Genomic DNA, 22,722 nt, shown 5'->3' with positions numbered 1-22,722 from the left:
CTCTCCTAGCTATTGGCTTATCATATCGGCCTTATTGTGCCTGTCTTCTGCTGTATGGGTGATGCTATGAATGAGAGCATACATTGTCGACATCAATAATACAGCTAGCGAAACGTCTTAAGACACCGTCAATTTAACGGTTTTAACTTGATTAAGCGTGAAAGTGTCGGCTGTCATAATGGCTGTTATAAGTAGGAAAGTTGTGTCAAATTAGGCGTTATAAATAGAACAATAAATGGAAAGAATCAGAAGCATGGATAAATTTGATCGCCAAATTTTGGATATTCTCAAAACCAATGCACGATGCTCAGTGAGCGATATCGCCCGAGATGTCAGTCTTTCGCGTTCGGCGGTGAATGCCAGAATCAAGAAACTGGAAAGCGACAAAGTGATTACGGGTTATTGTGCTCAAGTGGCAGAGCCCAACCAAACTAAGAATGTGTGCGCTTACATCTTGTTGAAGTTCGACATGTCGAGCAGCGACCATAGTTGTGAGTCTTACGCGAAACGTATCCAGAGTATTGATGAGGTGCAATGGTGCCACTCTATTAGCGGTGAGACAGACATGATGCTTTATGTTGAAGTTGAAAGCATGGAACGTTTGAATCAAATCCGCGACCGCCTGCAAAGCTATCCAGAACTTCGACACCTCATGACTCATACGGTTTTGACGGAGTTTTTTAACAAACAGAATGCGAAGGTGCATTCATGCTAGGCAATATCAACTTAAACCTACTGCGTTCTCTGCATGTGCTTCTTGAAGAGTGTCATGTCAGTCGAACAGCTCAGCGTTTGCACATCACGCAGTCGGCGGTTAGCCGTCAGTTGGCTCAGCTTAGAGATCTATGTGGCGATCCTTTGCTGGTTCGTGATGGCAACAAACTGGTTCCGACTAACCGTGCTTTGTTGCTCAAAGGCAAACTCGATGACTTGCTTGGAGAGTTTGACCACCTTTTAGACGATAAACCTTTTGAACCGCAAGACTGGCAGGGTGAACTGGTATTGTCTTCGAGTGACTATGTGGCTCAGTATATTCTTCCTGTTATTGTTGCAGAGGTGTCCGCCGACGCCCCGAACATTAATTTGGCTTTCCGCTTGTGGCAGCCAAACTACCTTGAAGCTCTGAACGAGTCGGGTATTCATTTGGCTTCCAGTATGTTTCCCACAAAGCCAGAACATGTATCAAGCATTAAGCTCGGTGAAGATAAATCGGTGTGTTTGATGCGCAAGTCGCACCCATTGGCTCAACAAGCGGCTTTGAGTGCAGAAGATATCGTCAACTATTCTCACATCAAAGTGACGGGTGGCGGAGATAAAGACAGCTACGCGGACATAGCATTGAAGAAAAAAGGACTTAAACGAAGAGTGGCTCTGCAGGTTCCGTTCTTTTCATCCGCTGGAACTGTATTAATGCAAGACGACTATCTGATGATCGTGCCTGAACATATCGCCTATAACCTAGGTCGGCACCTCGATACTGCCTATTTTTCTTTGCCATTTGATACGGAAATGCACACTTATTGGTTAATGTGGCACCCCAAGTATGACAACGATTCTGCCCACAAATGGGCGAGAGAAAAGGCATTCCAAGCTATGCAGAAGTCGAGTTATAACATCAGTATGACTTGAAATCATAGGTGTAATGATAATCTTTGATTTCAAATAATACCTTCTGCGAATTATGGTAAGTGCTAAGTATTGAATATTAAGCAAAGAGGGTTCAGCTAGGACGCTTTGTTTTACTAGGAATGGAATAATGACAGTAACAATTTGGTTTTCTTTATTAGCGATTTGCTTGTTGGGTGCAATGTCTCCTGGCCCAAGCTTGGCTATGATTGCAAAACACAGTCTGGCTGGTGGCCGCATGAACGGGCTTATCGCGGCTTGGTCTCACGCCGTAGGCATCGGTATTTATGCGTTCGCAACCATTGTTGGTTTAGCCGTTGTACTTGAGCAATCCCCCATGTTGTTCAAAGCCATTAGTTTCGCGGGTGCAGCGTATCTGTTTTATCTCGGCGTGAATGCGTTGCGTTCGAAAGGTGGTGTTGCCGCGAAATTGGAAGCGGGTGAGCAGATGAGTTACATGCAGTCTGCTCGCGAGGCTTTCTTGATCTCTATTTTGAGCCCAAAGATCGCACTGTTCTTCATCGCTCTGTTTAGCCAATTTGTTGCACTAGGTAATGAGCTGACTAATCAAGTGATTATCGTATCAACACCGCTACTTGTAGACGGTTTATGGTACACATTTATCACCTTGGTGTTGTCTAGCCCTTTGATTGTTGAACGTATTCGCTCGAAAGCTCAGTTGATTGATCGACTATCTGGCGTGGTGTTGATTCTACTTGCTGTGCGTGTGGTGTGGATGATTTAGTCATCACTAGACCTTAAGATCTAAAACGGCTCACAAGAGATTATCTTGTGAGCCGTTTTTGTTTCTACTTATCTAAACGCTAACAGTTAACAGCTAAAAGAAGTTAGCCTGCTGAGTTTAGAACCGTATCTAATTCTTTCATTGAGTCAGCAAAGTAAGGGTTATAGGTCAAACGAGCATGGTTCTTCCCTTCTTCACGATACCCCCATGCTGAGTACCAAACTTCACTTGTCGCGTTGCACTGTTCTTCAAAACCTTCCTCTTGACCATTGGAGCAGATCTTCTCGCTACCATTGATTCCGTAATACGGATTGCTTGGCGAGAACAGTAAACCCATGTGAGAACCGTTCGAGATGCGTTGCTCCGGGAGCTTCATGCTGTACTGAACCGCTCGCGGATCATCGAGTGTCGTCTCTCCTTGCCAAATCAACACATTGTTTGGGTTGGGCATGGATTCAGTAAACGCTTGTTGAACGAAACTGGTGTCAATCACGCTGTCGCCTTCACTCATCATAATAAACACCGGTTTATCGAAGTGCTTATCTTGTAAGTCATCACGAACGACCTCTGATGTCTCGTAGTAAACCGAGGCACCGTTCATTGGCAATGAGTTGTAACGCAATACATTGTCTTCAGGATCTTGATCCGCCCAAGTGACGAAGTAGCTTGCTAGCCCAGCGTATTGAACGGCAGACGAGCTTGGTTGAAACGCAGGAGAAAACAGCAGCAACCCGGAGATCTTTGGATCGTTCATCGCCTGTGACGTGACGAGATTTGCACCTGTTGAGTAGCCACCAAGCCACACAGAATCATACTCTTGCTCAAGCAACTTAGTATGGTGAGCTACCACACCTTGCCAATCTTTTAAGCTCGGTTGCATTAGGTCACCCACACGACTGCCGTGACCCGGAAGCAATACGGTTCTCACTAAGTAACCTTGCTCAGCCAAATGGGTAGCGATGTCTTTAAACGAATAGGGTGAATCGCCTAATCCATGGACCAATAACACTGCCTTGCCGTTAGGTTTGGTAGGTTTGTATTCAGTCGGGGAGTTCAGTTGAATCTCAAGCTGCTTGTCTTTTGTCATGAACACGCGGTTTTTCAGCAGCCAATCTTGGGTCTCATTGACGTAGGCATCAAAGCTATCTTGCTGATAGGCCGGCAAGCTTGGAGATGTTTCGTAAGCGGGTATAGATGTCTCATTGGAACAACCAACGAGACTTAAAGTCGTTAAGGCGAGCAGCGTTAGAATGGTATTTCTATGCATTTTTTAATGTTGTCTCTGTTGTGCTTTCACTATGTTTGAAACTAAAGTTTAGATTACTTTCTGCTTGAAAGGTCTTCGTATTCGCCTTCAATAACACCGGCATCATTGGTTGATGACTGACGCGTGTTCATATTCGCTGCGAAGCCTTGTTTTTTCATTTGATTCTGAATGCGCTTGCCAGTGATTAAAGCTGCAATAGCTAAAGGAATAGCAAGGATCAAGCTAGTGAATAGCGCCAATAGGCCAGTAAACAACGCAACAATCGTAACTAATATATTTTTCATATTCATTCCTCTTTTTCTATGTTGTTACTTTATCGCTTCTATTCTGAACGAAACATGAACACCACCAAATAATTCTAGAGAGTCACTATGACACAGGTGTGTGTGGATTGAGAGTCTATATGTAGTCATAATCACGCACTAAAACAAGGGAATAAAGGCAAGGCCAATAAAATCAATGAGTTAAAAGTTGGCACGGTTGATGCTCTATAGGGTTTGGAATAAGTCACTGTAAGCAAAGCACTTACAGCTAATAAAAAATTACTGGAGCCCCTTTATGTTCTGTATTCAATGTGAACAAACGATTCAAACCCCAACCGTAAAAGGCTGTTCTTTCGCACAAGGCATGTGTGGAAAAACCTCGGAAGTATCCGACCTTCAAGACGTGTTGGTGCATTCTCTTCAAGGTGTTTCTTTTTGGGCAAGCCTAGGTCGCACTTGCGATGTTATTGATACAGAAGTTGATGAGTGGGCGCCAAAAGCGTTCTTCGCAACACTGACTAACGTTAACTTCGACCCTGCTCGTATTATCGAATTCGCTCAACAGTCTCATGAATTCAAGCAGCGTTTAGAGCAAAAAGTGCGCGCAGCAGCAACATTGATTGGTTTTGAAATTCCAGAGCTTTCTGCTGCTGCGCAATTCGATCTACCAACAGATTCTTCAGAGCTATTGGCACTTGCCCCTCAAGCTGCGGTAAACCGTGGTCACGACTCTCAACACGAAGATGTGATTGGTCTTCGCCTTCTTTGCCTATACGGTCTAAAAGGTGCTGCAGCCTACATGGAGCACGCGCGTGTTCTTGGTCAAACTGACAATGCTATTTTTGCTGAATACCACGAAATCATGGCTTTCTTAGGTACTGATCCATCTGACCTAAAACAACTGCTAGATACGTCTATGCAAATTGGCTTGATGAACTACAAAGTAATGGAAATGCTGGATAAAGGTGAGACAGATACATTTGGTCACCCTCAACCAACAACCGTGAATGTTAAGACTAAGAAAGGCCACTGTATTCTTGTTTCTGGTCACGACTTACATGATCTAGAAAAGATCCTTCAACAAACTGAAGGCAAGGGCATCAACGTTTACACCAATGGTGAGATGCTACCTGCACACGGTTACCCTGAACTGAACAAGTACCCACACCTTGCGGGTAACTACGGCAGCGCTTGGCAGAACCAGCAAAAAGAATTCGCTAACTTCCCTGGTGCCATCGTAATGACATCTAACTGTCTGCTTAACCCTGATGTAGGTTCATACGCAGACCGTCTATTTACACGTAGCATTGTAGGCTGGCCGGGTGTTGATCACCTTGAAGGCGACGATTTCAGCGCAGTAATCGACTGTGCTCTTGCGCAAGAAGGTTTCAAACACGACGAGATCGAGCAGATGATCACTGTCGGTTTTGGTCGTAACGCACTGATGGAAGCGGCACCTGCGGTTATTGAGCAAGTGAAAGAAGGCAACATCAAGCACTTCTTCCTAGTCGGTGGTTGTGACGGTGACAAGTCTGAGCGTAGCTACTACACAGACTTCACAGCTCAAGCGCCAGAAGATTCAGTAATCCTGACATTGGCATGTGGTAAATTCCGTTTCAACAAGAACCAATTTGGTGACATTAACGGTATCCCACGTCTGTTAGATGTTGGCCAATGCAACGATGCTTACTCAGCGATTCAGCTTGCTATCGCACTGTCTCAAGAGTTTGATTGTGGTATCAACGAACTTCCGTTAACGCTAGTTCTATCTTGGTTCGAGCAAAAAGCGATCGTGATCCTGCTTACCCTGTTCGCTCTTGGTGTGAAAGGTATTTACACGGGCCCAACAGCACCTGCCTTCCTAACAGAAAACCTATTAAAGATTATGCAAGACGAGTTCGATATGCGTTCTATCTCAACGCCAGAGCAAGATCTTAAAACAATCTTAGCGGCTTAATTTAAGCCAACTCTAAGCCTCGTTGTTGTGACGTTTTTCTAAAACAGACAACGGCGGGGCTTTTTCGATTTAAATCTTTAGTCATTTAATCATCTAGTCATTAGCAAGGTACACGAACTATGTATGCATGGTCGGATAGCGATTCAATCAATTTAGTGTGTTTAAAGAAATGGCACGAGACGCCAGATACGGTCAGCTTTGAGCTTGGCAGCGTTCCACAAGACTTACATTTCAACTTTAAGCCAGGGCAATTTATTACTCTGGGTTTGGATATGCCGACGAAAACCGATTACCGTGCCTATTCTGTAGCGTCTTGTCCTGAAGATAACCGCCTGAAACTGACGGTAAAGCGTGTGGAAGGTGGCTTGGTTTCGAACTTTATTGTTGATGAACTTGATGAAGGTGATGAGGTTTCTGTATTGAAGCCTGCTGGTGCGTTTAACTGTATTGATTGCATGCCAACGACGACAAAAAAAGTAACGTTAGTGAGTGCGGGTTGCGGTATCACTCCTGTGATGGCGATGGCAAAGTATTGGTTGGCTCAAGGCAGTGATATTGAAATCGATTTTGTTCACATGGCACGTAATCGACGCGAGACCATCTACTTTGAAGAGCTTAACCAACTCGATGAGACACACGCTAATTTTAACCTTAAGTTACTTCTGAAAGACAGTGAAGGAACAACTGCTCCCCAAGGTCGTCTAGACAAGAGCTGGTTGGTAACACTCAGCCCAGACATTTTAGACAGAACCGTTTACTTGTGTGGGCCGGTTAACTTTATGCAAGACATAGAAAACTACCTGAAAGAACTTGAGTTCAACATGGATAACTTCTACCAAGAAAGTTTTACTCCAGCGACTCAAAGTAATAATTCACTAGCCAATAGCAATACTGCTTCAGAAGAACCACAAACAGAAGCGTCAGCAGATTCAAATAGTGCCGTTAAGGTGTTTGTTCCTGCATTTGGCGCAGAAGTAGAAGCGGAGGCGGGTACACCACTCGCTGATTCATTAGAGAAAGCAGGCGTTCCAATTATCATCGCTTGTCGCAGTGGGATTTGTGGTTCTTGCAAGTGTAAAGTAACCAAAGGTTCAGTGGAATCAAGCAGCCAAGAGACTTTGACGCCAGAACAGATTGAGCAAGGTTATGTACTTGCGTGTTCAAGTGCGATTCAGTCAGATGTTGAGGTTGAGTTGTAACAGATGTGAAGTGAAGCTTTCCAAGAGTGACGAGGATAAAGTTCTTGTCATAGCGATAAAAGTTAGCTTGCCAGATGTAAAAAGGCCACTTAGATCAGATAGAGAGAGCAGATCTAAGTGGCAACCTTCCTGTTTATACGGGGGAGTAAAACAAGAAGGGTTGCAAAGCCCATTACAGACCTCGCAGATATAATTATTATGTTGTGGAGCTGGTTAACTAAAACTGTTTATAGAATCTAAGGAAGTAATAGAATCTAAGCAATTTACAGGCTCTAAACAATTGACAGTTTCTAAACAATTTATACTTCAGGATATGTCTTGTAACGAACACCCATCATCTGTTCCATACAGTGAACAACCTGACAGCTGTAGCCAAACTCGTTGTCGTACCAAATATACAGAACAGCACGGTTGTCTTGTGCGATAGTCGCAACACCGTCAACCACGCCTGGGTGGCGAGAGCCAACCAAGTCCGTAGATACAATCTCAGTCGAGTCTGTGTAATCAATTTGTGCAGACAGAGAAGAAGACAGCGCCATTTCACGCAGGTACTCGTTCAATTCTTCTTTGTTTGTGCCTTTCTCAAGGTTTAGGTTTGCTACTGCCATCGAAACGTTTGGCGTAGGTACGCGAATCGCATTACCTGTTAGCTTGCCTTCCATTTCTGGCATCGCTTTTGATACCGCTTTAGCAGCACCAGTCGATGTCAGTACCATGTTCAATGATGCAGCACGACCACGACGATCGCCTGAGTGGAAGTTATCGATTAGGTTTTGGTCATTGGTAAATGAGTGAACCGTTTCAATGTGACCAGACAGTACGCCGAATTTGTCGTGAACCGCTTTCAATACTGGCGTGATTGCGTTTGTCGTACAGCTTGCAGCAGAGATGATCGTGTCTTCTGGTTGAATGACATTCTCGTTCACACCAAATACTACGTTCTTGATGTCGCCTTTGCCTGGCGCAGTCAGTAGTACTTTCTTTGCACCGTTACATGCAACGTGTTGGCTTAGGCCTTCCGCGTCACGCCATACGCCTGTGTTATCAACCACAAGTGCATTTTCAATACCGTAAGTCGTGTAATCCACTTCTTCTGGCTTGTTTGCGTAGATAACTTGAATGAAGTTGCCGTTTACGATGATTGCTTTACGTTCTTGGTCAACTACGATGCTGCCGTTGAACTGGCCGTGAACAGAGTCACGACGAAGTAGGCTAGCACGTTTTTCTAGGTCGCCGTCTTTGCCACCACGTACAACGATTGCACGTAAACGAAGTGGGTAACCTGGGCCACTTTTCTCGATCAATAGACGAGTTAGCAGTCGGCCAATACGACCAAAACCGTACAATACAACGTCACGAGGTTCTGTCATTGCATCGCCTTGAAGCGATTCTACAAGTGCAGTTTGTAGAAAATCATCCAACCCGTGAGTATCTTCGCGATCTTGCCAGAATGCATGGGCAAGGCGACCAACATCAATACGACATGGAGACAAGTCCATAGAGAGAAGGTGTTGAATGATTGGTTGAGTCTGTTCTGCTGTAAGAGGAGAACCAGTGTAACGTTTTGCGATACGGTGAGCTTTGATGATGTCGATAGTTGTCGCGTTAACCAGGGTCTTACCGAAGAGGATAACTTCTACGCCTTTTTGACGGTATAACTGACCTAAAGTTGGAGCGATGGATTCAGCAATAGTTTGACTAGTTTGCCAGTCTAGGAGGTGCTTTTCGGGACTCATCTTTACTCGGGACCTTTCACGTTAAGTTTCTGCATTCATGGCGGTTGTAGGGAAGCCAATCAGCATAGGGGATTTGAGGCATCAGGCTGTGGTCTTTATTGCCACTTAAATGTGCTTGATATGCCCTGTGTGCAACTTGTAATTTTTATGTGGCAGGATTGTAAGGTACGACGGGTTATTCTGCTAGGAAAAATAAATGCAGACAAATTATCTGTAAGTTGGCTTTATATTAGCCATAAATCAAGTTTTAAGTGTCGATAAAGGCTATTGACTTTAACAATCTGTAGCACTTATTTTTCGCCAAAAAATACTCAAATCAAAATATTATATGTAATAAAAGTCATAGTGATCATTAAAGGTGTGATCGTGATATCAAATTACACGTAAACAGTAAACTACAAATAAGGTGATCAATGCGTTTTCTTCTTCGATCTTTGAATACGCCGAATTCGAGTGCGAAAAGTGCATGACGCAAACGATTGGATCTCACAAATTTCACTTAACTTCGGTGTTTGTTGGTTTATAGAGTCATTACTCCCAACCTTGTGGAGCCGAGAAGCGTGGCCGTTTGCTTATTATGCGAGTGATAATAACTGGATAAAGCTTGCTTCGTTAAACTTCACTTGTTCATACCTCGTTTGTAAACAGCTCTCTCATCTATACTCCTCCTGTTTAAACATCTTGTGTTTAGAGCTCGCGTGTTTAAAGCACACTTGTTTACAGCACAACTGCTTAAAGCATATTTGTTTTGAGTCTATCTGTTTAGTTAAAGCCCCCCTTTAAAGCCTAAACATGGAGGTAAGTTGATCATAATTTACCGTTCTGGGCTCAGAGTATCGTTTGTTCATATCCAATTTGATCAATAAGTCCTGTTAATGTCCTATTCTTAACTTGGGCTAGGTAAAATTACTTTCGGGAAGGGAGTCGTTATAAAAATGATAAACATGTCAATTAGATGGCGTCTTATATTTCTTTCCACGGTTTCTGTATTCATCATGTTTGGTTTTACAGTCAATGAAGTGCTCAAGAACGATAAGAAGATGAATCACCTTGAAACAACTCGTATTAAGGTTGAAGCGCTTCAATCTTTTAATACCGTTTCAAGCGATGCTTATCGATGGTTGGTTCTGTCTAATGACTCTCCAGAGAAAGAGCTGCTGCTGTTAAAGCTGCAAGCTGATTTAGCTAGACTGGCTCAGAACGAAAAACAGCTTCGACAGTTCGATAGCAATTGGACTGTTGAACCGCAGTTGGTTGAGCTTAAGAGTGTGTTAGCGAAACTCGCTCGCGTAACCTCCAGTATGAACAACGACGCATCACAAATTACGGACAACAACACGCAACTGACAGAACATGCCTTTGACTTGCTAAAAGGTGTGTTAATGGAGCTATCTGAATATCGCATTATCATCGTGGACGAAAAGATCAGTCAAGCTGACGCGATGTTTATCAATCTTACTCACTACGTGTTCTGGACTCAGCGAGAAGCGTGGTTGAGCTACCGCTTGTATCGTTCTCCAGAGCTGATAGATCAATATTTATTGAGTTATGTTGGTGCTTTAGAAAGGCAGCAGCAGTTATTAGATACGTTTTTCCGATCAGGGAGCCGTTCGCCTGAAATTAGAAAGCTATTAAGTACGTTTTCTAAAGATGAATTTCAAAACCGTTTTACAGCTCGAATCCTCAAAGGTGACTTCTCGTCGCCTGAAATATATGAACATGTGGAAGGTTTAGAACGAAAGAAGTTAGCGATTTCAAAGGCAGTGGGTGCTTACACGAAGCAATTACAGTTTGATCTGACCAAAAATATAGCGCTGCAAAAAAGGCAAACCTTGGTTATGACATTGCTTATTCTTGTCGTGTCAGGTGTGTTGTTATGGCTTGGTGTAGCGACATCTCTTCGCTTAAATCGAAACCTATCGATTATTTTGAAAGGGGTGTCTGAATGCGCGGATAGCTACGGCAAGCCCAAGGTCATTCATATTCAAGGCAACGATGAACTTGCCGAGTTCACGGAAACTCTGAATCGAGTGATGGAGCGCAACTATCAACATAACAAAGAGTTAGTAGAAGCAAAGGAAGATGCAATTTCGGCTAACAAGGCGAAGAGCGCATTTTTAGCCAATATGTCCCATGAGATACGTACACCACTCAACGGGATTATTGGGATGGCTGAGATCTTATCTCAAAGCCAACTGAGCGCAAATCAACAAGAAGTGTTAGGAGATATCGAATCGTCTTCTCACTCATTACTGGTTCTGCTTAATGACATTCTTGACCTTTCCAAAATCGAGTCGGGCAACTTAATGCTATCGCCACATAATGCTGATCTGAGAGAGGCGGTTTACGACTCAGTAAGTGTGATTTTATCCAAAGCGATAAGTAAGGATATCGAACTCGACATCAATATCGATTCCCAAACTCCATCGCAGCTGTTTTTCGATGAGTACCGTGTGAGACAAGTACTGACCAATTTACTGTCTAATGCCATCAAATTTACGTCAAAGGGCACGATTACGACGGACATTGCATACACACCTATGTCTTTGGGTAGAGGCAAGCTTGAATGCAGTGTGTCTGATACCGGGATTGGGATTGAGCCTGAGAAGTTAGAGTCCATATTTGAACCTTTCACTCAAGAAGATGGCAGTATTACTCGCCAATTCGGTGGGACAGGGTTAGGGCTTGCGATTTGTCGACAGCTTGTTGATTTAATGGGTGGTTACATTACCGCACGTTCAGTGAAAGGAGAGGGCTCAACGTTCACTTTTTGTTTGTATGTCGACACTGTCGAAACTCATCTTCAAACCTTCGACAACCTAAACCGTGCGACTATTATTTCGAATTCTTTCAATTACCTCGATCAACTGGTCAAAGAGTGTGAACGCTTAAATGTTCGACCTAATGTTGTGTCATCCATTTCGGATCTTGATGAAAACCTGAAAGAAAGTGACTTCATACTTTATTGTCATACGCTGCATCACTCCATGGATAAAGATCTTGCGACGTTGAAGGCGTTATACCCTTTGGCTCGCGTTATCGTGTGTCAGCATCATCTCTTTAAAACCAATCTAATCACAGAAACGGTTCACTCAACTCATACATTGCCATTCTTGGGTCGACGATTCTTAAACAGCTTACAATCGCTCGATATCGGTGAAGAACAAGCGCCGACGGTGGAAGTAAAAGATGAAGAGGTTCGTTCTCTGAACCGACGTATTCTGATTGTTGAAGACAACCTAATGAATCAGAAGATAGCGAGCTTCTTCCTTGAGCAAGCGGGCTATGAATATTTGATTGCCAGTAATGGCCAAGAAGCGGTGGATGTCATTACTCAAGGCGCTCAGTTTGATGCCATCTTAATGGACTGCATGATGCCTGTTATGGATGGTATAACGGCGACTCGTGCGATTCGACAGTGGGAGATTGATCAGCAAGCTGCGCCATTACCCATCATTGCTTTAACCGCTAGTGTGCTGGAAGAAGACATCAAAGATTGCTTTGAAGCGGGCATGAATGCCTACTTGCCGAAACCTTATAAATCCCACCAACTGTATGACCTTTTCAGTAGCCTTGATATTGTCTAACTAGCTCATTATCAAGGCTAGCACTGTACGATTTAGCGAACTTCTAACCCAAGGTTGTATTGCGCAAGGCATCGACCGACATAACTAATCTTTAGTAATGCAGCCACTAAGATCGTGCTGATGTGTGCGACAATTTGAATTGGCAGTGAGAAGTGATCGGCCATCGGATAAGCAACAATAATACTGAGTAGCATAAGCAAGGCGGTGGTTGCTAGACTGAAGTTTGAAACAGAAAGTAGCGTTTGAAAGCGTTGAGTCATCGTCTTCATATTGAATTCCTAATTGCTATTAATAATTATGATACTCGTTATCAATAGCAATTAGCGTTCCAGTTTTATTTTAATAATTAAATCAATTAGTTAAGGTGTCCTGCTAATTATTTGAGTCATAATGACCTTGATGATCATCGGGTCTTTATGACTCCATTGGGTGATTACCACTGTCTGAACCCGCAAGTATCGATGTGGAATCGAACACCAGAATACAAACCCAGCCCAACGTTATTTTTTTGCCCAAATTCAGCATGAATCTTTTTAAGTTTCACGTGTAGATCTTCGCGAGTAATATCATTCGCAGGAACTAAGTCTAAGGCGCAGAATTCCAAGTGTTTACTTCGCAGTGCGCCGCCAGCTTGTTGATTGTAGATATTGGTTCGCTCTCCGGATACAGGGATAACAACGCCAATTTCAGGCTCAATATATTGTTGTATGTACTTAAGGGTATTGATCATGTTTGGCACATGTTTCTTATTGGGAAGGGTGAACAGGGTCGTATTACTCATTGCCCAATCCGTGCCTTGCAACAAGACTAAATGTAGAGGCATGCTCTGAGTGATGCCGTTGTCTTTGAGTTGTTGACCGATCGCTTTGACTTGATCTTGAGCGTGGTTAAGGAGCATCCAACCTCGAAATGCTGATCGGGTCGGAACCTTGTAGCCATGAACATCGACCACGAGATCGTCATAAGTGATTTCGGTTTCTTCGGTATAAAGTTTCTCAAATTTTTCAGGGTAAGGTTGTGTCGTTGATAACGCTAAGGTAATTAGAATACTTGCGTACATAGGTCACTCCGTTGCTTACGTTCACCTAGTTAGTTTTACAGTTGCTCAGTTTTACGTTCGCTTAAGTATAGACGTTAGAATTTGGGCATAAAAAAACCCACTACTAAGAGTGGGTTACTAACATTGTTGCAAGTAAATTCGCGAGGTTAGATTACTTCTTACCTTGAGTTTGCTTGTCTTCTTCTGTTAGTTCACGAATGCGTCGGCTGATGTCGCGACGAGCTTTAGAGATCTCTGCACTCTTGATGATGTGATCATCAACGCGGTCTTCGTAGTCAGCTTTCATGTTTTTGATAATGCCTAAGATCTCGTCGTGAGTCATCTCTGGCTTGATGTAATCAAGTAGGTTATCAAGAAGGTCGACACGCTTGCGGTTGTCGCGAACTTTCTTTTCGTTGTCTAAAAGTTCACGCTTAAGTTTGTTCTTACGTCGTGCTTGGTTAACAATTTCAAATACGCTGCTCATAGATTCCTTTTCCTAATCGTCAAATACGTTGTCTGGTTCTGATTAAAGCACATCAGTTAGTGTTGTAACAGTCTTTAGATCAAAGCAAAAGTAAGGTTGTATAATTATTCGGCACTCTCGCTAAAGTGCGATTGTTTTTATCTAACTGTTCAAGTTAGTATCCAGTATAGACACTGCATTGATACGAAATGTGAAATGAATCAACAACAACTGGAAACAGAAGATTTGGGCGACGATGTCACTGAACCTTCGGCAGAGCAAAACAAGCTTCGTGATGCGTATGTACAAGAACGTACTTATTTGGAAGTCGTGGAAATAGAGCTAAATCGTTCTAAGATCATAATGATTGATGAACAAGGCAGAAAGAAACGAGTACCGATTTTGTCTGAGCATTAGCCATTACTGGCTGCATTGTTAAATGTTGAGATGGAATTATCAAAATAATAAAAAGGAAAAACGATGAACACAGTACTTTCCCCAATTGAAGCGAGAATTATCGGTTGCTTGATCGAGAAAGAAGTCACTACCCCGGATCATTACCCGTTAACGTTAAACAGCTTAACGACTGCATGTAACCAAAAGAGTAACCGTGAGCCAGTTCTCTCTCTGTCTGAGTCGGACGTTTTAGATGCGGTTGATGGTTTGATAGCTCGCCGCATGGTGAGTGATGAGAGCAGCTTCAATAGCCGTGTTAATAAGTATCAGCATCGTTTCTGTAATACTGAATTTGGGGATTTGCAATTTACAGAGCAAGAGCGCGCAATCATCTGCTGTATGCTGCTTCGTGGGGCGCAAACTCCTGGCGAACTGCGCACTCGTACTGGTCGTCTTGCTAATTTTAGTGATGTGAAAGAGGTTGAAGCGACACTCGATAAATTAGCCGTAAGAGAAGCGGGCGCTTTAGTCGTGAAGTTACCACGTGAAGCGGGTAAACGCGAATCACGCTACCAGCACTTATTGAGTGGTGAAGTAGATGTTGAAGCGTTTGCGACGGCATCGGTAAGTGCGGCGGCACCTTCTGCGACAAGCGAAAAGTTTGAAGAACTTGAATCAGAAGTCGCAAGCCTACGTGAAGAAGTGGCAGAGCTTAAGGCTTTGGTTGAATCACTGCTTTAGATGTCTGAGTCTGATAAAAATGCGGATTGGGTCGTGTACTTAATCCGCAATCGTCACAATGCCCTTTATTGTGGCGTGACGAATAATTTAGAACGTCGATTTGAACAACATCAAACCGGTAAAGGCGCCAAAGCTTTAAAAGGTAAAGGCCCGCTTAAGCTAGTTTGGAGTTTTGGTGTTGGGTCAAAAAGTGAGGCGTTGAAAACCGAATACGCGATCAAACAACTACCAAAATCTCGCAAAGAAAAACTGGTATCACTTAAACTGATTATTGAGTGGCAACAAGGCAGAATTCAATATATCGAAGTCTCATAATTCATAGCCAAAATGTTTGTTATTGATTAAATCTTAATAATGTAAACCTTACGCTGGATTATTTTAAGTTATTGATTATATGTATTAATTCACTTTCGTCTTGAGAGCCTTATTTCATCATCTAGCTTGTTATTACTAATCTCCATTCCAAATTAACATATCGCTCATTTAGAATGTCGTTCTAATTATTATGAGGCGCTATCATTTATCACCGTTGTCCTACATAATATCTTTTAGCCATACAAAGAGATGGTGTCATGCTAGGTTAAAAAATGAGCCAAAGTAGCTCATATAGAACGAGAAAAATATGAAACGTTTATTGATGTTGTTTGGACTTGCCGTATTTTCTGCGTCCGCTCTCTCTCACGGAACTCATGTCCTCAATGGGTACTGGGAATACCAAGATTATCTTTCCAACTTTCCAGAACAAAAAGCACTGACCGATAAAATGGTCGAAGCTGTGCAAAATCATCCTGTGCCATTGAGACGAGTTCAAGACAGGCCTATTACGATTTCAGTCGTGTATCCGGGTCAACAGATCTCTGATTATTGGGTTCGTAATATCCAAGCTTTTGAGAAACGTCTCGATAAGCTGAGAATTCGCTATCAAATTAACCAAGTGTTTACACGTGTAAATGCAGATGTCTCTCAACAGAGCATTTCTTTGCAAGAGGCGATTGAAAACAAGACGGACTATCTGATTTTTACGTTAGATACGACGCGTCATCGCAAGTTTATTGAGCACGTGTTGAATTCTACTGACACTAAACTGATTCTTCAAAATATTACGACCCCAGTCCGAGCGTGGGCCGATAGACAGCCATTCATGTACGTGGGCTTTGATCATGCGACCGGTAGTTTGAAACTTGCAAATTATTTTAAAGAAGTTAGCCAACCAGCCAGTAAGTATTCTGTTTTATACTATTCGCAAGGTTACATCAGTGATGCGCGTGGAGATACCTTTATCCATGAAGTGAATACCGGTACTCATTTTGATCTTAAGTCTTCGTTCTACACAAGATCTGATAAAGAAAGTGGTTATCAAGCGGCTAAAATCGGCATAGCGAACGATAAGGATCTAGACTTTATCTATGCGTGTTCAACCGATGTCGCTTTGGGCGCAGTAGAAGCCATTCGTGAATCTGGTCGAGATATCTTAGTTAATGGCTGGGGAGGCGGATCCGCTGAACTTGAAGCCATTGCAAGGGGCGACCTAGATGTCACTGTTATGCGCATGAATGATGATACCGGTATCGCTATGGCAGAGGCAATAAAGTGGGATCTAGCCGGATTGAAAGTTCCTACCGTTTACTCTGGCGAATTTGAAGTAGTGACCAAGGAAGATTCTCCAGAACGTATTTCAGAACTTAAGCAGCGAGCATTTAGGTACTCAGGCCAATAATGAAGAAAAGTTACGCCAGTACACCTAGAAACACTTTAGCTAGACTCATTACGCGTATCATTATTTTAGTGATAGGTGTGATGGCACTTGGCGTGCTTATTCATACTTATGAGACCAGTAGTACCATCGTAAAGCAAGAGACGAATCGAACGGTTAAACAAACCTCAAGCCTCATCCAAAATATGTTTGATTATCGTTTGTCGGTGCTACAAATTCATCAAGACAGTAGCTCACACAGTGAAACACTAAGAGCGTATTTTGCTACTGGCAATAAAGAGGCTTTGAGTTACTTCTTTTTTGGTGTTGACCAAAGTGAACCTGATCATGCACCGGATTTGCGTTTTGTGTCTACTCATGATGGTTTGGCTTGGGACGATGGTAATGGCCAGTTTTATGGATTGGACGAGTCCAACTTAAAACATATCTCTGATGAGGTTTCATTTAGTAGTAACTGGCATTTCATTAAAGTGATAACCGATATTGGTAAGCGTCATTTGTTGGCTCGCCGAACCCCTATTGTGGATAACAAAACAGGGGAGGTTCTTGGCCAGCTCTATATCGCGATCGTACTCGATAATAACTTCTCGCTCGCAGAATCGATCCAACAGGGAAGCAATTGCGAGAACATCGTTATTGAAGCGCACGGTACACCGGTTACGTCAACATTCAGTGGCGATGAAAGTTACACAATAACGGATATTCTCAACTACAAAATGTACGAGCAATTGCCTCGCCATTTCGTCACCATCGCAACTATTAAAATCAATGCTGTTGAAACGCCTCTCATCATTCGAGCTGTCCAAAAGAACACGAACTTCATTGCGTTAGAAGAGAACTATGAGCGTGCGATCATTGTTGTGATTGTGGTGATCATATTGATGTCTTTCTTTGCGCGAACTTGGATTCAAAGAAAGGTGGCGGCTGAACTCGATAAGTTGATGGACTTTACTCGCTCAGCAAGTGACGGCGAAGAGTACAACAAGTTCGATGGCTCCAATATTTTCGAGTTTCATCATATTGGTTGTACACTTGAGGACACTTTTGAACGTTTATCCGAACAGAACCAAAAGTTCCAAGATCTCTTTAACTTTGCTCATTCACCTATCTTGGTTTGGTCTGATAAAGGTGACTTAATTCAGATGAACCCCGCTGCTCGTATGGCGCTATTTGACGCCGATGATAACTACGGAGCAGTGGCTCAAGAGTTTGAGCATCGCATGCTACCGAATATCCATATGGTGGTTCAAGGTTCAAAGCTGACGGGCATTAACGTGCCAATTGGTGGGAAGGTATTTCGTTGGAACATGTCTGCAATTCGCGTTGAACACGGCATCACAGGTGTCGTGGTACAAGGCCAAGACATTACTAAGCTCATTGAAGCCGAGAGGCAGGCCGATCGAGCAAGAGAAGAAGCTGAGCACCTTGCGAATGTACGTGCAGATTTTCTAGCTAAGATGAGCCATGAAATCCGTACACCGCTTAATGGTATTCTTGGTGTTTCTCAGTTGCTGAAGCGCTCTATACACAGTGAAGATAACCGTGAACAGGTGGATGTACTTTGCAATAGTGCGGAACATTTGCTGGCGGTACTTAACGATATCTTGGACTTCTCAAAGATAGAGCAGGGGCAGTTCAATATTCAAAAGAAAGACTTCCGTTTGGGTGCACTGGTTAATACATTAGACAGTATCTATCGTCCGCTTTGTGGCGATAAATCGATCGCATTTACTATTGTGAATCATTTGGCTGATGACATTGAAATAAACACCGACCAAGTGCGCCTGAATCAAATCATGTTTAACTTGGTGAGTAACGCTCTTAAGTTTACTCACCAAGGCGGTATTTCCGTTAGTTTTGAACTCGAAAGTATCTTTAACTCAGACCATGCGAGTTTGATCGTTCGAGTGAAAGATACCGGTATTGGTATTGATGAAAGCAAGATTGACGCTGTGTTTGAACCCTTTGTTCAAGCAGAAGAAACTACAACTCGTGAATATGGTGGGACAGGGTTGGGCTTAACGATTGTAAAAAATCTGGTCGATATGCTGGAAGGGGACATTCAAGTCCGCAGTGAGATAAATCAAGGTTCGGAGTTCATTATAGAAATTCCAGTGGAAGTGCACTCTAAGCCGCTATTGGGCGTGAAGCAACAAGCTGATATCGAACCAGAGGCGTTGTTTAGTCGATCTTTGAGCGTATTGCTGGTGGAAGACAATCACACCAATGCCTTTATTGCGCAGGCTTTCTGCAAAAAATATGGCATGGTGGTGACATGGGCAAAAGACGGTTTAGAAGCGCTAGAAAGGGCTAAGGCGACAACCTATGATCTTATTTTGATGGATAACCAACTTCCCAACCTTGGTGGCGTTGAAACTACTCAGCAACTTAGGGATGATATTGGCGTTACAGCCCCGATTTATGCGTGTACCGCTGATGCTCAAGCGTCGACAAGAGACAGCTTTATGGCTGCTGGGGCTAATTACGTGATTGTAAAACCCATTAAAGAAGAGTCGCTACACCAAGCATTTGTTCATTTTAAAAACTCACATTGGGATGTAACGAACGACTGTTCTAAACCTTTGAAAGTGCGATAGAACAAGTGCTGTGAATAAACTTTACTTGAACACGCTTTTATACAAAGCCGGCAACAAAGGCTTGCTCCAACAGCAGCGTTTTTAACTCGTCACTCATATCTAGGTGTTCAGGGAACTGAATGCCTAATAGCCAACCTTGGCCTTGTCTTTTTTTGCTCACTACGTTGTAGATTAGTTCGCTATCTAAGTACTCACTTAAGACAGAGTTTACTTGTATCTTCCAACCGACATCGATATCGGATTGCTGGGTAATATAGACGCCGCAGCCTGAGACTGAAAAATCGACCAGGGTGGCATCTAATGACAAAGTATCAAAAGTAACTTCACAGCTGAGTCGTACCTTATATCTTTCGTGTTCACGGATAGGCTTGGTCGCAAAGCTTGAAGGCGGACGAAGGAAAATAAGGTGTGCAGGCGAGGTGATATGAGCCAGTACGTTGGTTTTAAACGCGACAATGTGCCCAAGTTCGGTGTCGGTGATGGCACGAACAATAATATCCACGTTGATGAGTTTTCTTAGCGTCAGTGCTTCTGTCGCTTTTTGTGACAGCTCAAGGATAAGGTATTGTTCTTCTTTGTGTCCGATATAGAGTGTAGTGATCTGGATCGAGTCGTCTGGGCCAAATTCTAATACACCTGCTGTTTTTGTACCGGGTTTGAGGTATCTAAACAGTTCTAAGTTTTTATCTTTATGCATATTCGTTACTGAACAATGTTAATCGTCTGATAAAATAATATAACGTCCTGATAAAACTATGTCATTAGTTTCATTGAGGTAATTTGCATTGTTTGTTCAAAAAGTGAATCGCTGTCCCAAGTAAACAACGGCTTACTCTTGTCGTAAAACAAGATACACTGCTGACAGATATATACTTGATGGAGAAATTGTAAATGGAACTGGAAACCTTATTAAATACTCTGGCTGAAACCCCAGAAAGCGTGCAATTTGAAGATACAATGCAAGTGATCGAAGCTCACTATGTTTTTGCGGAGAGTGAATTTCGCAATGGTGAAGTGGTGAATACTGCAGGGCAGAATAATGGTTCGTGTAAGATTTTTGCTTTTGGTTTGGAGCAAGGTTTATCTGCGGAGCAAACACTTGCTTGTTTTGGTCAATTTTATCGTAACGACGTGCTAGGTTTTCCAGAGAACACAGACCATCAAAATATTCGTAACTTCATGGTTCATGGTTGGAACGGTATACAGTTTTCTCAGCCTGCGCTGGTTGCAAAAACGAAGTAGGCACTAACCAAATAAATCTCAGTATTTTGAAGCGAGAAAATAACCTCTCGCTTTTTTGTCTATGTTGAACCGGTACGTAACTTGCGGAATAGGTTCTAAACTACTTAACAGGTTCGAAAACTACTGAATAGGCAGTTCAGACAAGCATTTACGGCACAGACATACTCCAGCTTTTGGAATATCGCTAGTATCACGTTTTTCTAGTTCAAAACACCAACACGTCTCTTTACCCGCACTGATATCGCATTGAGCTGGCTCATTACACTGCGGACATTGGTGAGTCGAACTAACACCAGTAAGATTATCCATAACCGACGTTTGCTCTTCTTCAGATAAGCCTTTCCAGCCTATAATTTCATCCATTGTTCGAAAGCAGCCACTGCACATTCCGCCATTATTTTTACAAGCCGCTCGGCAAGGTGTTTTCATTTATCTAACCTGTGATTCATTTGGGCTGAAATGTAGCATATTTGTTTGCCTATTAAGAGCCGTTAGGCTAAGAAATTACTCAGTTAAATTTAGAAATGACCTCGTAATTTTTAGGCTTTTCATGTAGCATCTCGCCCCTTTTGTTGAGTGGGGGATATTATGTTTATTGGATTTGATTATGGAACAGCGAACTGTTCTGTCGCGGCAATGGTTGATGGAAAACCAAGCCTGTTACCGTTAGAAGGTAACAACCACTATATTCCCTCAACCGTGTTTGCTCCAACTCGAGAAAGCGTTTCTGAGCATCTATTTCGCCATTTGAATATCAAACCGAGTGATGCGGTTGGTGAGCAAGTGTTACGACGTGCTATTGCTTTGAATCGAGAAGAGAGTATCGATTTGGTGCCAGAAGATATGGCGTTTGGTCAGGCGGCGTTGGATCTTTACTTAGAAGACCCTCGCGATGTTTATTACGTAAAATCCCCCAAGTCTTTTCTTGGCGCAAGCGGGTTGCATGATGTTCAGGTGAGTTTCTTTGAAGATTTAGTGTGCGCCATGATGGCAAATATTAAACACCAAGCAGAACTCACGACTCAAGAGCAGATTAAACAAGCTGTTATCGGTCGACCAATTAACTTCCACGGTCGAGGTGGTGAAGAAGCAAACCGACAAGCTGAAGACATACTCTCACGCGCAGCTAAGCGTGCAGGCTTCCTTGATATCGCTTTTCAATTTGAACCAGTAGCCGCAGGCCTTGATTACGAAAGTACCCTGACTGAAAACCAAACGGTATTGGTTGTGGATATTGGCGGTGGTACCACCGATTGCTCATTGCTAGAAATGGGGCCAACTTGGTCGGGTAAAGCGGACCGAACCCAGAGTTTGTTGGCTCACAGCGGGCAAAGGGTAGGGGGTAATGACCTTGATATCTACCTTGCCTTCAAACAACTGATGTCACCTTTCGGTATGGGCAGCAAAGGCATTTCGGGTATCGATATGCCACTGACTCAATTCTGGAATCCAATTGCGATCAATAATGTCGAAGCTCAAAAGAACTTCTATTCTCGCGAAAACCTAGCGGCCTTGAAGTTACTTCGTAAAGAAGCGTCAGACCCTCAAAAGCTAGAGCGTTTGATGAGGGTTTATCATGACACTCTAGGCTATAGCATTGTACGCAGAGCGGAAGAAGCCAAGATTGCACTAGCAGAATCTTCTCAATATCGAGCCGCGATTAATGTTGCTTCTGAATTAGTCGAAGTGGACATTTCCGTTGAGCAGATGGTTGAAGCTATTGAATCGCCAAAGTCTAAGATGATTGAGTTGGTTAAAGAAGCCATGCAACAAGGCCAGAAAAAGCCAGACGTAATTTACATGACGGGTGGTTCAGCTCGTTCACCTATACTTCGTGAAGCCGTACAACAAGCAGTGCCGAACGTACCTATCGTGAGTGGTAATTACTTCGGTTCAGTAACTTCAGGTTTAGCTCGTTGGGCTGAGGTTTGCTTCAAATAAGAGTCCAATGATGAGTTATTAGGGTAACCAGTCGCTGATTGGTTGCCCTTTTTTTGTGTTTGGCTTTAATGAATTTTCGCTAAGGTACTTTTATCTTCTCTAAAGTGGGAATTGTTTCACACGATTAAATATTTCAATCGGATTCTCATTGTTACAAAATGTTTCAAGGTTAAGGTTTTGTCATGTAATGGTCTGACGAGTAAATT

The 22,722-nt window shown here is 43.0% G+C and carries 21 protein-coding genes; 13 read left to right on the top strand and 8 right to left on the bottom strand.

All coding sequences use genetic code 11. The features are described 5' to 3' along the window. Positions 1-253: 253 nt before the first annotated feature. From L3V33_RS04205 to L3V33_RS04195, 3 genes are all read left to right on the top strand, one after another. A complete protein-coding gene (locus L3V33_RS04205; RefSeq protein WP_237289273.1) occupies positions 254-715 on the top strand; it encodes an Lrp/AsnC family transcriptional regulator in 462 nt (153 codons plus the stop codon). After that, positions 709-1,629, top strand: coding sequence for a LysR family transcriptional regulator (locus L3V33_RS04200; protein WP_054547126.1), 921 nt, complete (start codon positions 709-711; stop codon positions 1,627-1,629). Before L3V33_RS04205 ends, L3V33_RS04200 begins: the two co-directional genes overlap by 7 nt. Before the next feature lie 127 nt (positions 1,630-1,756). Then, positions 1,757-2,371, top strand: coding sequence for a LysE family translocator (locus L3V33_RS04195; protein ID WP_237289271.1), 615 nt, complete (start codon positions 1,757-1,759; stop codon positions 2,369-2,371). A gap of 103 nt (positions 2,372-2,474) precedes the next feature. Here L3V33_RS04195 and L3V33_RS04190 read toward each other — a convergent pair whose 3' ends face one another. Both L3V33_RS04190 and L3V33_RS04185 read right to left on the bottom strand, forming a co-directional pair. Beyond that, positions 2,475-3,638: an alpha/beta fold hydrolase gene (locus L3V33_RS04190; protein ID WP_237289269.1), complete on the bottom strand. Its 1,164-nt coding sequence runs from the start codon at positions 3,636-3,638 to the stop codon at positions 2,475-2,477. 53 nt (positions 3,639-3,691) lie between these two features. Further along, positions 3,692-3,922: a hypothetical protein gene (locus tag L3V33_RS04185; RefSeq protein ID WP_237289267.1), complete on the bottom strand. Its 231-nt coding sequence runs from the start codon at positions 3,920-3,922 to the stop codon at positions 3,692-3,694. Between the two features lie 274 nt (positions 3,923-4,196). Here L3V33_RS04185 and hcp point away from each other — a divergent pair, with 274 nt between their 5' ends. Both hcp and L3V33_RS04175 read left to right on the top strand, forming a co-directional pair. Then, positions 4,197-5,858 carry a hydroxylamine reductase gene (gene hcp, locus L3V33_RS04180; RefSeq protein WP_237289266.1) on the top strand — a complete coding sequence of 554 codons (1,662 nt, stop codon included), beginning with the start codon at positions 4,197-4,199 and terminating at the stop codon, positions 5,856-5,858. A gap of 119 nt (positions 5,859-5,977) precedes the next feature. Next, a complete protein-coding gene (locus L3V33_RS04175; RefSeq protein WP_237289264.1) occupies positions 5,978-7,057 on the top strand; it encodes a hybrid-cluster NAD(P)-dependent oxidoreductase in 1,080 nt (359 codons plus the stop codon). Between the two features lie 299 nt (positions 7,058-7,356). On the opposite strand, the gene L3V33_RS04170 is transcribed toward L3V33_RS04175, so the two are convergent. Next, positions 7,357-8,793, bottom strand: a complete 1,437-nt coding sequence (locus L3V33_RS04170) for a glyceraldehyde-3-phosphate dehydrogenase (protein WP_004730041.1) — start codon at positions 8,791-8,793, stop codon at positions 7,357-7,359. Between the two features lie 995 nt (positions 8,794-9,788). Here L3V33_RS04170 and L3V33_RS04165 point away from each other — a divergent pair. Further along, positions 9,789-12,380: an ATP-binding protein gene (locus L3V33_RS04165; RefSeq protein ID WP_237290164.1), complete on the top strand. Its 2,592-nt coding sequence runs from the start codon at positions 9,789-9,791 to the stop codon at positions 12,378-12,380. 32 nt (positions 12,381-12,412) lie between these two features. Here L3V33_RS04165 and L3V33_RS04160 read toward each other — a convergent pair whose 3' ends face one another. The 3 genes from L3V33_RS04160 to L3V33_RS04150 all read right to left on the bottom strand — a co-directional run bounded on the left by L3V33_RS04160 (position 12,413) and on the right by L3V33_RS04150 (position 13,906). Continuing rightward, positions 12,413-12,649, bottom strand: a complete 237-nt coding sequence (locus tag L3V33_RS04160) for a hypothetical protein (protein WP_004730045.1) — start codon at positions 12,647-12,649, stop codon at positions 12,413-12,415. 164 nt (positions 12,650-12,813) lie between these two features. Continuing rightward, positions 12,814-13,440 carry a D-Ala-D-Ala carboxypeptidase family metallohydrolase gene (locus tag L3V33_RS04155; protein ID WP_065205875.1) on the bottom strand — a complete coding sequence of 209 codons (627 nt, stop codon included), beginning with the start codon at positions 13,438-13,440 and terminating at the stop codon, positions 12,814-12,816. Between the two features lie 151 nt (positions 13,441-13,591). Then, entirely contained in the window at positions 13,592-13,906 is a 315-nt protein-coding gene (locus L3V33_RS04150; RefSeq protein ID WP_004730049.1) for a DUF496 family protein, read from the bottom strand. Positions 13,907-14,101: 195 nt separating this feature from the next. Between L3V33_RS04150 and L3V33_RS04145 the strand changes: the two genes are divergently transcribed. From L3V33_RS04145 to luxQ, 5 genes are all read left to right on the top strand, one after another. Continuing rightward, positions 14,102-14,302, top strand: a complete 201-nt coding sequence (locus tag L3V33_RS04145; RefSeq protein ID WP_004730052.1) for a hypothetical protein — start codon at positions 14,102-14,104, stop codon at positions 14,300-14,302. Between the two features lie 63 nt (positions 14,303-14,365). Then, entirely contained in the window at positions 14,366-15,022 is a 657-nt protein-coding gene (locus tag L3V33_RS04140; protein ID WP_054547119.1) for a YceH family protein, read from the top strand. Next, the gene (locus L3V33_RS04135; protein ID WP_065205876.1) at positions 15,023-15,337 is read left to right on the top strand and encodes a GIY-YIG nuclease family protein; all 315 of its coding nucleotides are present in this window, start codon (positions 15,023-15,025) and stop codon (positions 15,335-15,337) included. It abuts the gene before it with no gap. A gap of 307 nt (positions 15,338-15,644) precedes the next feature. Further along, positions 15,645-16,739 (top strand): autoinducer 2-binding periplasmic protein LuxP, encoded by a 1,095-nt coding sequence (locus L3V33_RS04130; RefSeq protein ID WP_237289263.1) that lies wholly within the window; start codon positions 15,645-15,647, stop codon positions 16,737-16,739. Then, complete coding sequence (gene luxQ, locus L3V33_RS04125; RefSeq protein WP_237289255.1) at positions 16,739-19,333, top strand: quorum-sensing autoinducer 2 sensor kinase/phosphatase LuxQ; 2,595 nt, start codon at positions 16,739-16,741, stop codon at positions 19,331-19,333. The genes L3V33_RS04130 and luxQ overlap by 1 nt, the downstream gene beginning before the upstream one ends. A 37-nt stretch (positions 19,334-19,370) precedes the next feature. Here luxQ and L3V33_RS04120 read toward each other — a convergent pair whose 3' ends face one another. Continuing rightward, on the bottom strand, positions 19,371-20,030 hold the full coding sequence (locus L3V33_RS04120; RefSeq protein WP_054547115.1) for a PilZ domain-containing protein: 660 nt from the start codon (positions 20,028-20,030) through the stop codon (positions 19,371-19,373). A 194-nt stretch (positions 20,031-20,224) separates the two neighbouring features. Here L3V33_RS04120 and L3V33_RS04115 point away from each other — a divergent pair, with 194 nt between their 5' ends. Then, positions 20,225-20,575, top strand: a complete 351-nt coding sequence (locus L3V33_RS04115) for a HopJ type III effector protein (protein WP_017082477.1) — start codon at positions 20,225-20,227, stop codon at positions 20,573-20,575. Positions 20,576-20,695: 120 nt separating this feature from the next. Here the strand turns inward: L3V33_RS04115 and L3V33_RS04110 are convergent, their stop codons facing one another. Continuing rightward, a complete protein-coding gene (locus L3V33_RS04110) occupies positions 20,696-21,004 on the bottom strand; it encodes a DUF1289 domain-containing protein (RefSeq protein ID WP_017079638.1) in 309 nt (102 codons plus the stop codon). 159 nt (positions 21,005-21,163) lie between these two features. On the opposite strand from L3V33_RS04110, the gene yegD reads away from it, so the two are divergent. Beyond that, positions 21,164-22,516, top strand: coding sequence for a molecular chaperone (gene yegD, locus L3V33_RS04105; protein WP_029405163.1), 1,353 nt, complete (start codon positions 21,164-21,166; stop codon positions 22,514-22,516). Positions 22,517-22,722: the final 206 nt, after the last annotated feature.

Origin of the sequence: Vibrio sp. A2-1 (assembly GCF_021728355.1) — a bacterium.
Taxonomy (GTDB): Bacteria; Pseudomonadota; Gammaproteobacteria; order Enterobacterales; family Vibrionaceae; genus Vibrio; species Vibrio splendidus_K.
Note: the sequence above shows the minus strand (reverse complement) of the source record. Positions and strands in the feature narration are given on the sequence as shown.

Excerpts from the sequence above, each read along its gene's own strand:
- L3V33_RS04205 (WP_237289273.1), top strand. The coding sequence starts at position 254 with ATGGATAAATTTGATCGCCAAATTTTGGATATTCTCAAAACCAATGCA.
- L3V33_RS04200 (WP_054547126.1), top strand. The coding sequence starts at position 709 with ATGCTAGGCAATATCAACTTAAACCTACTGCGTTCTCTGCATGTGCTT.
- L3V33_RS04195 (WP_237289271.1), top strand. The coding sequence starts at position 1,757 with ATGACAGTAACAATTTGGTTTTCTTTATTAGCGATTTGCTTGTTGGGT.
- L3V33_RS04190 (WP_237289269.1), bottom strand. The coding sequence starts at position 3,638 with ATGCATAGAAATACCATTCTAACGCTGCTCGCCTTAACGACTTTAAGT.
- L3V33_RS04185 (WP_237289267.1), bottom strand. The coding sequence starts at position 3,922 with ATGAAAAATATATTAGTTACGATTGTTGCGTTGTTTACTGGCCTATTG.
- hcp (WP_237289266.1), top strand. The coding sequence starts at position 4,197 with ATGTTCTGTATTCAATGTGAACAAACGATTCAAACCCCAACCGTAAAA.
- L3V33_RS04175 (WP_237289264.1), top strand. The coding sequence starts at position 5,978 with ATGTATGCATGGTCGGATAGCGATTCAATCAATTTAGTGTGTTTAAAG.
- L3V33_RS04170 (WP_004730041.1), bottom strand. The coding sequence starts at position 8,793 with ATGAGTCCCGAAAAGCACCTCCTAGACTGGCAAACTAGTCAAACTATT.
- L3V33_RS04165 (WP_237290164.1), top strand. The coding sequence starts at position 9,789 with ATGTTTGGTTTTACAGTCAATGAAGTGCTCAAGAACGATAAGAAGATG.
- L3V33_RS04160 (WP_004730045.1), bottom strand. The coding sequence starts at position 12,649 with ATGAAGACGATGACTCAACGCTTTCAAACGCTACTTTCTGTTTCAAAC.
- L3V33_RS04155 (WP_065205875.1), bottom strand. The coding sequence starts at position 13,440 with ATGTACGCAAGTATTCTAATTACCTTAGCGTTATCAACGACACAACCT.
- L3V33_RS04150 (WP_004730049.1), bottom strand. The coding sequence starts at position 13,906 with ATGAGCAGCGTATTTGAAATTGTTAACCAAGCACGACGTAAGAACAAA.
- L3V33_RS04145 (WP_004730052.1), top strand. The coding sequence starts at position 14,102 with ATGAATCAACAACAACTGGAAACAGAAGATTTGGGCGACGATGTCACT.
- L3V33_RS04140 (WP_054547119.1), top strand. The coding sequence starts at position 14,366 with ATGAACACAGTACTTTCCCCAATTGAAGCGAGAATTATCGGTTGCTTG.
- L3V33_RS04135 (WP_065205876.1), top strand. The coding sequence starts at position 15,023 with ATGTCTGAGTCTGATAAAAATGCGGATTGGGTCGTGTACTTAATCCGC.
- L3V33_RS04130 (WP_237289263.1), top strand. The coding sequence starts at position 15,645 with ATGAAACGTTTATTGATGTTGTTTGGACTTGCCGTATTTTCTGCGTCC.
- luxQ (WP_237289255.1), top strand. The coding sequence starts at position 16,739 with ATGAAGAAAAGTTACGCCAGTACACCTAGAAACACTTTAGCTAGACTC.
- L3V33_RS04120 (WP_054547115.1), bottom strand. The coding sequence starts at position 20,030 with ATGCATAAAGATAAAAACTTAGAACTGTTTAGATACCTCAAACCCGGT.
- L3V33_RS04115 (WP_017082477.1), top strand. The coding sequence starts at position 20,225 with ATGGAACTGGAAACCTTATTAAATACTCTGGCTGAAACCCCAGAAAGC.
- L3V33_RS04110 (WP_017079638.1), bottom strand. The coding sequence starts at position 21,004 with ATGAAAACACCTTGCCGAGCGGCTTGTAAAAATAATGGCGGAATGTGC.
- yegD (WP_029405163.1), top strand. The coding sequence starts at position 21,164 with ATGTTTATTGGATTTGATTATGGAACAGCGAACTGTTCTGTCGCGGCA.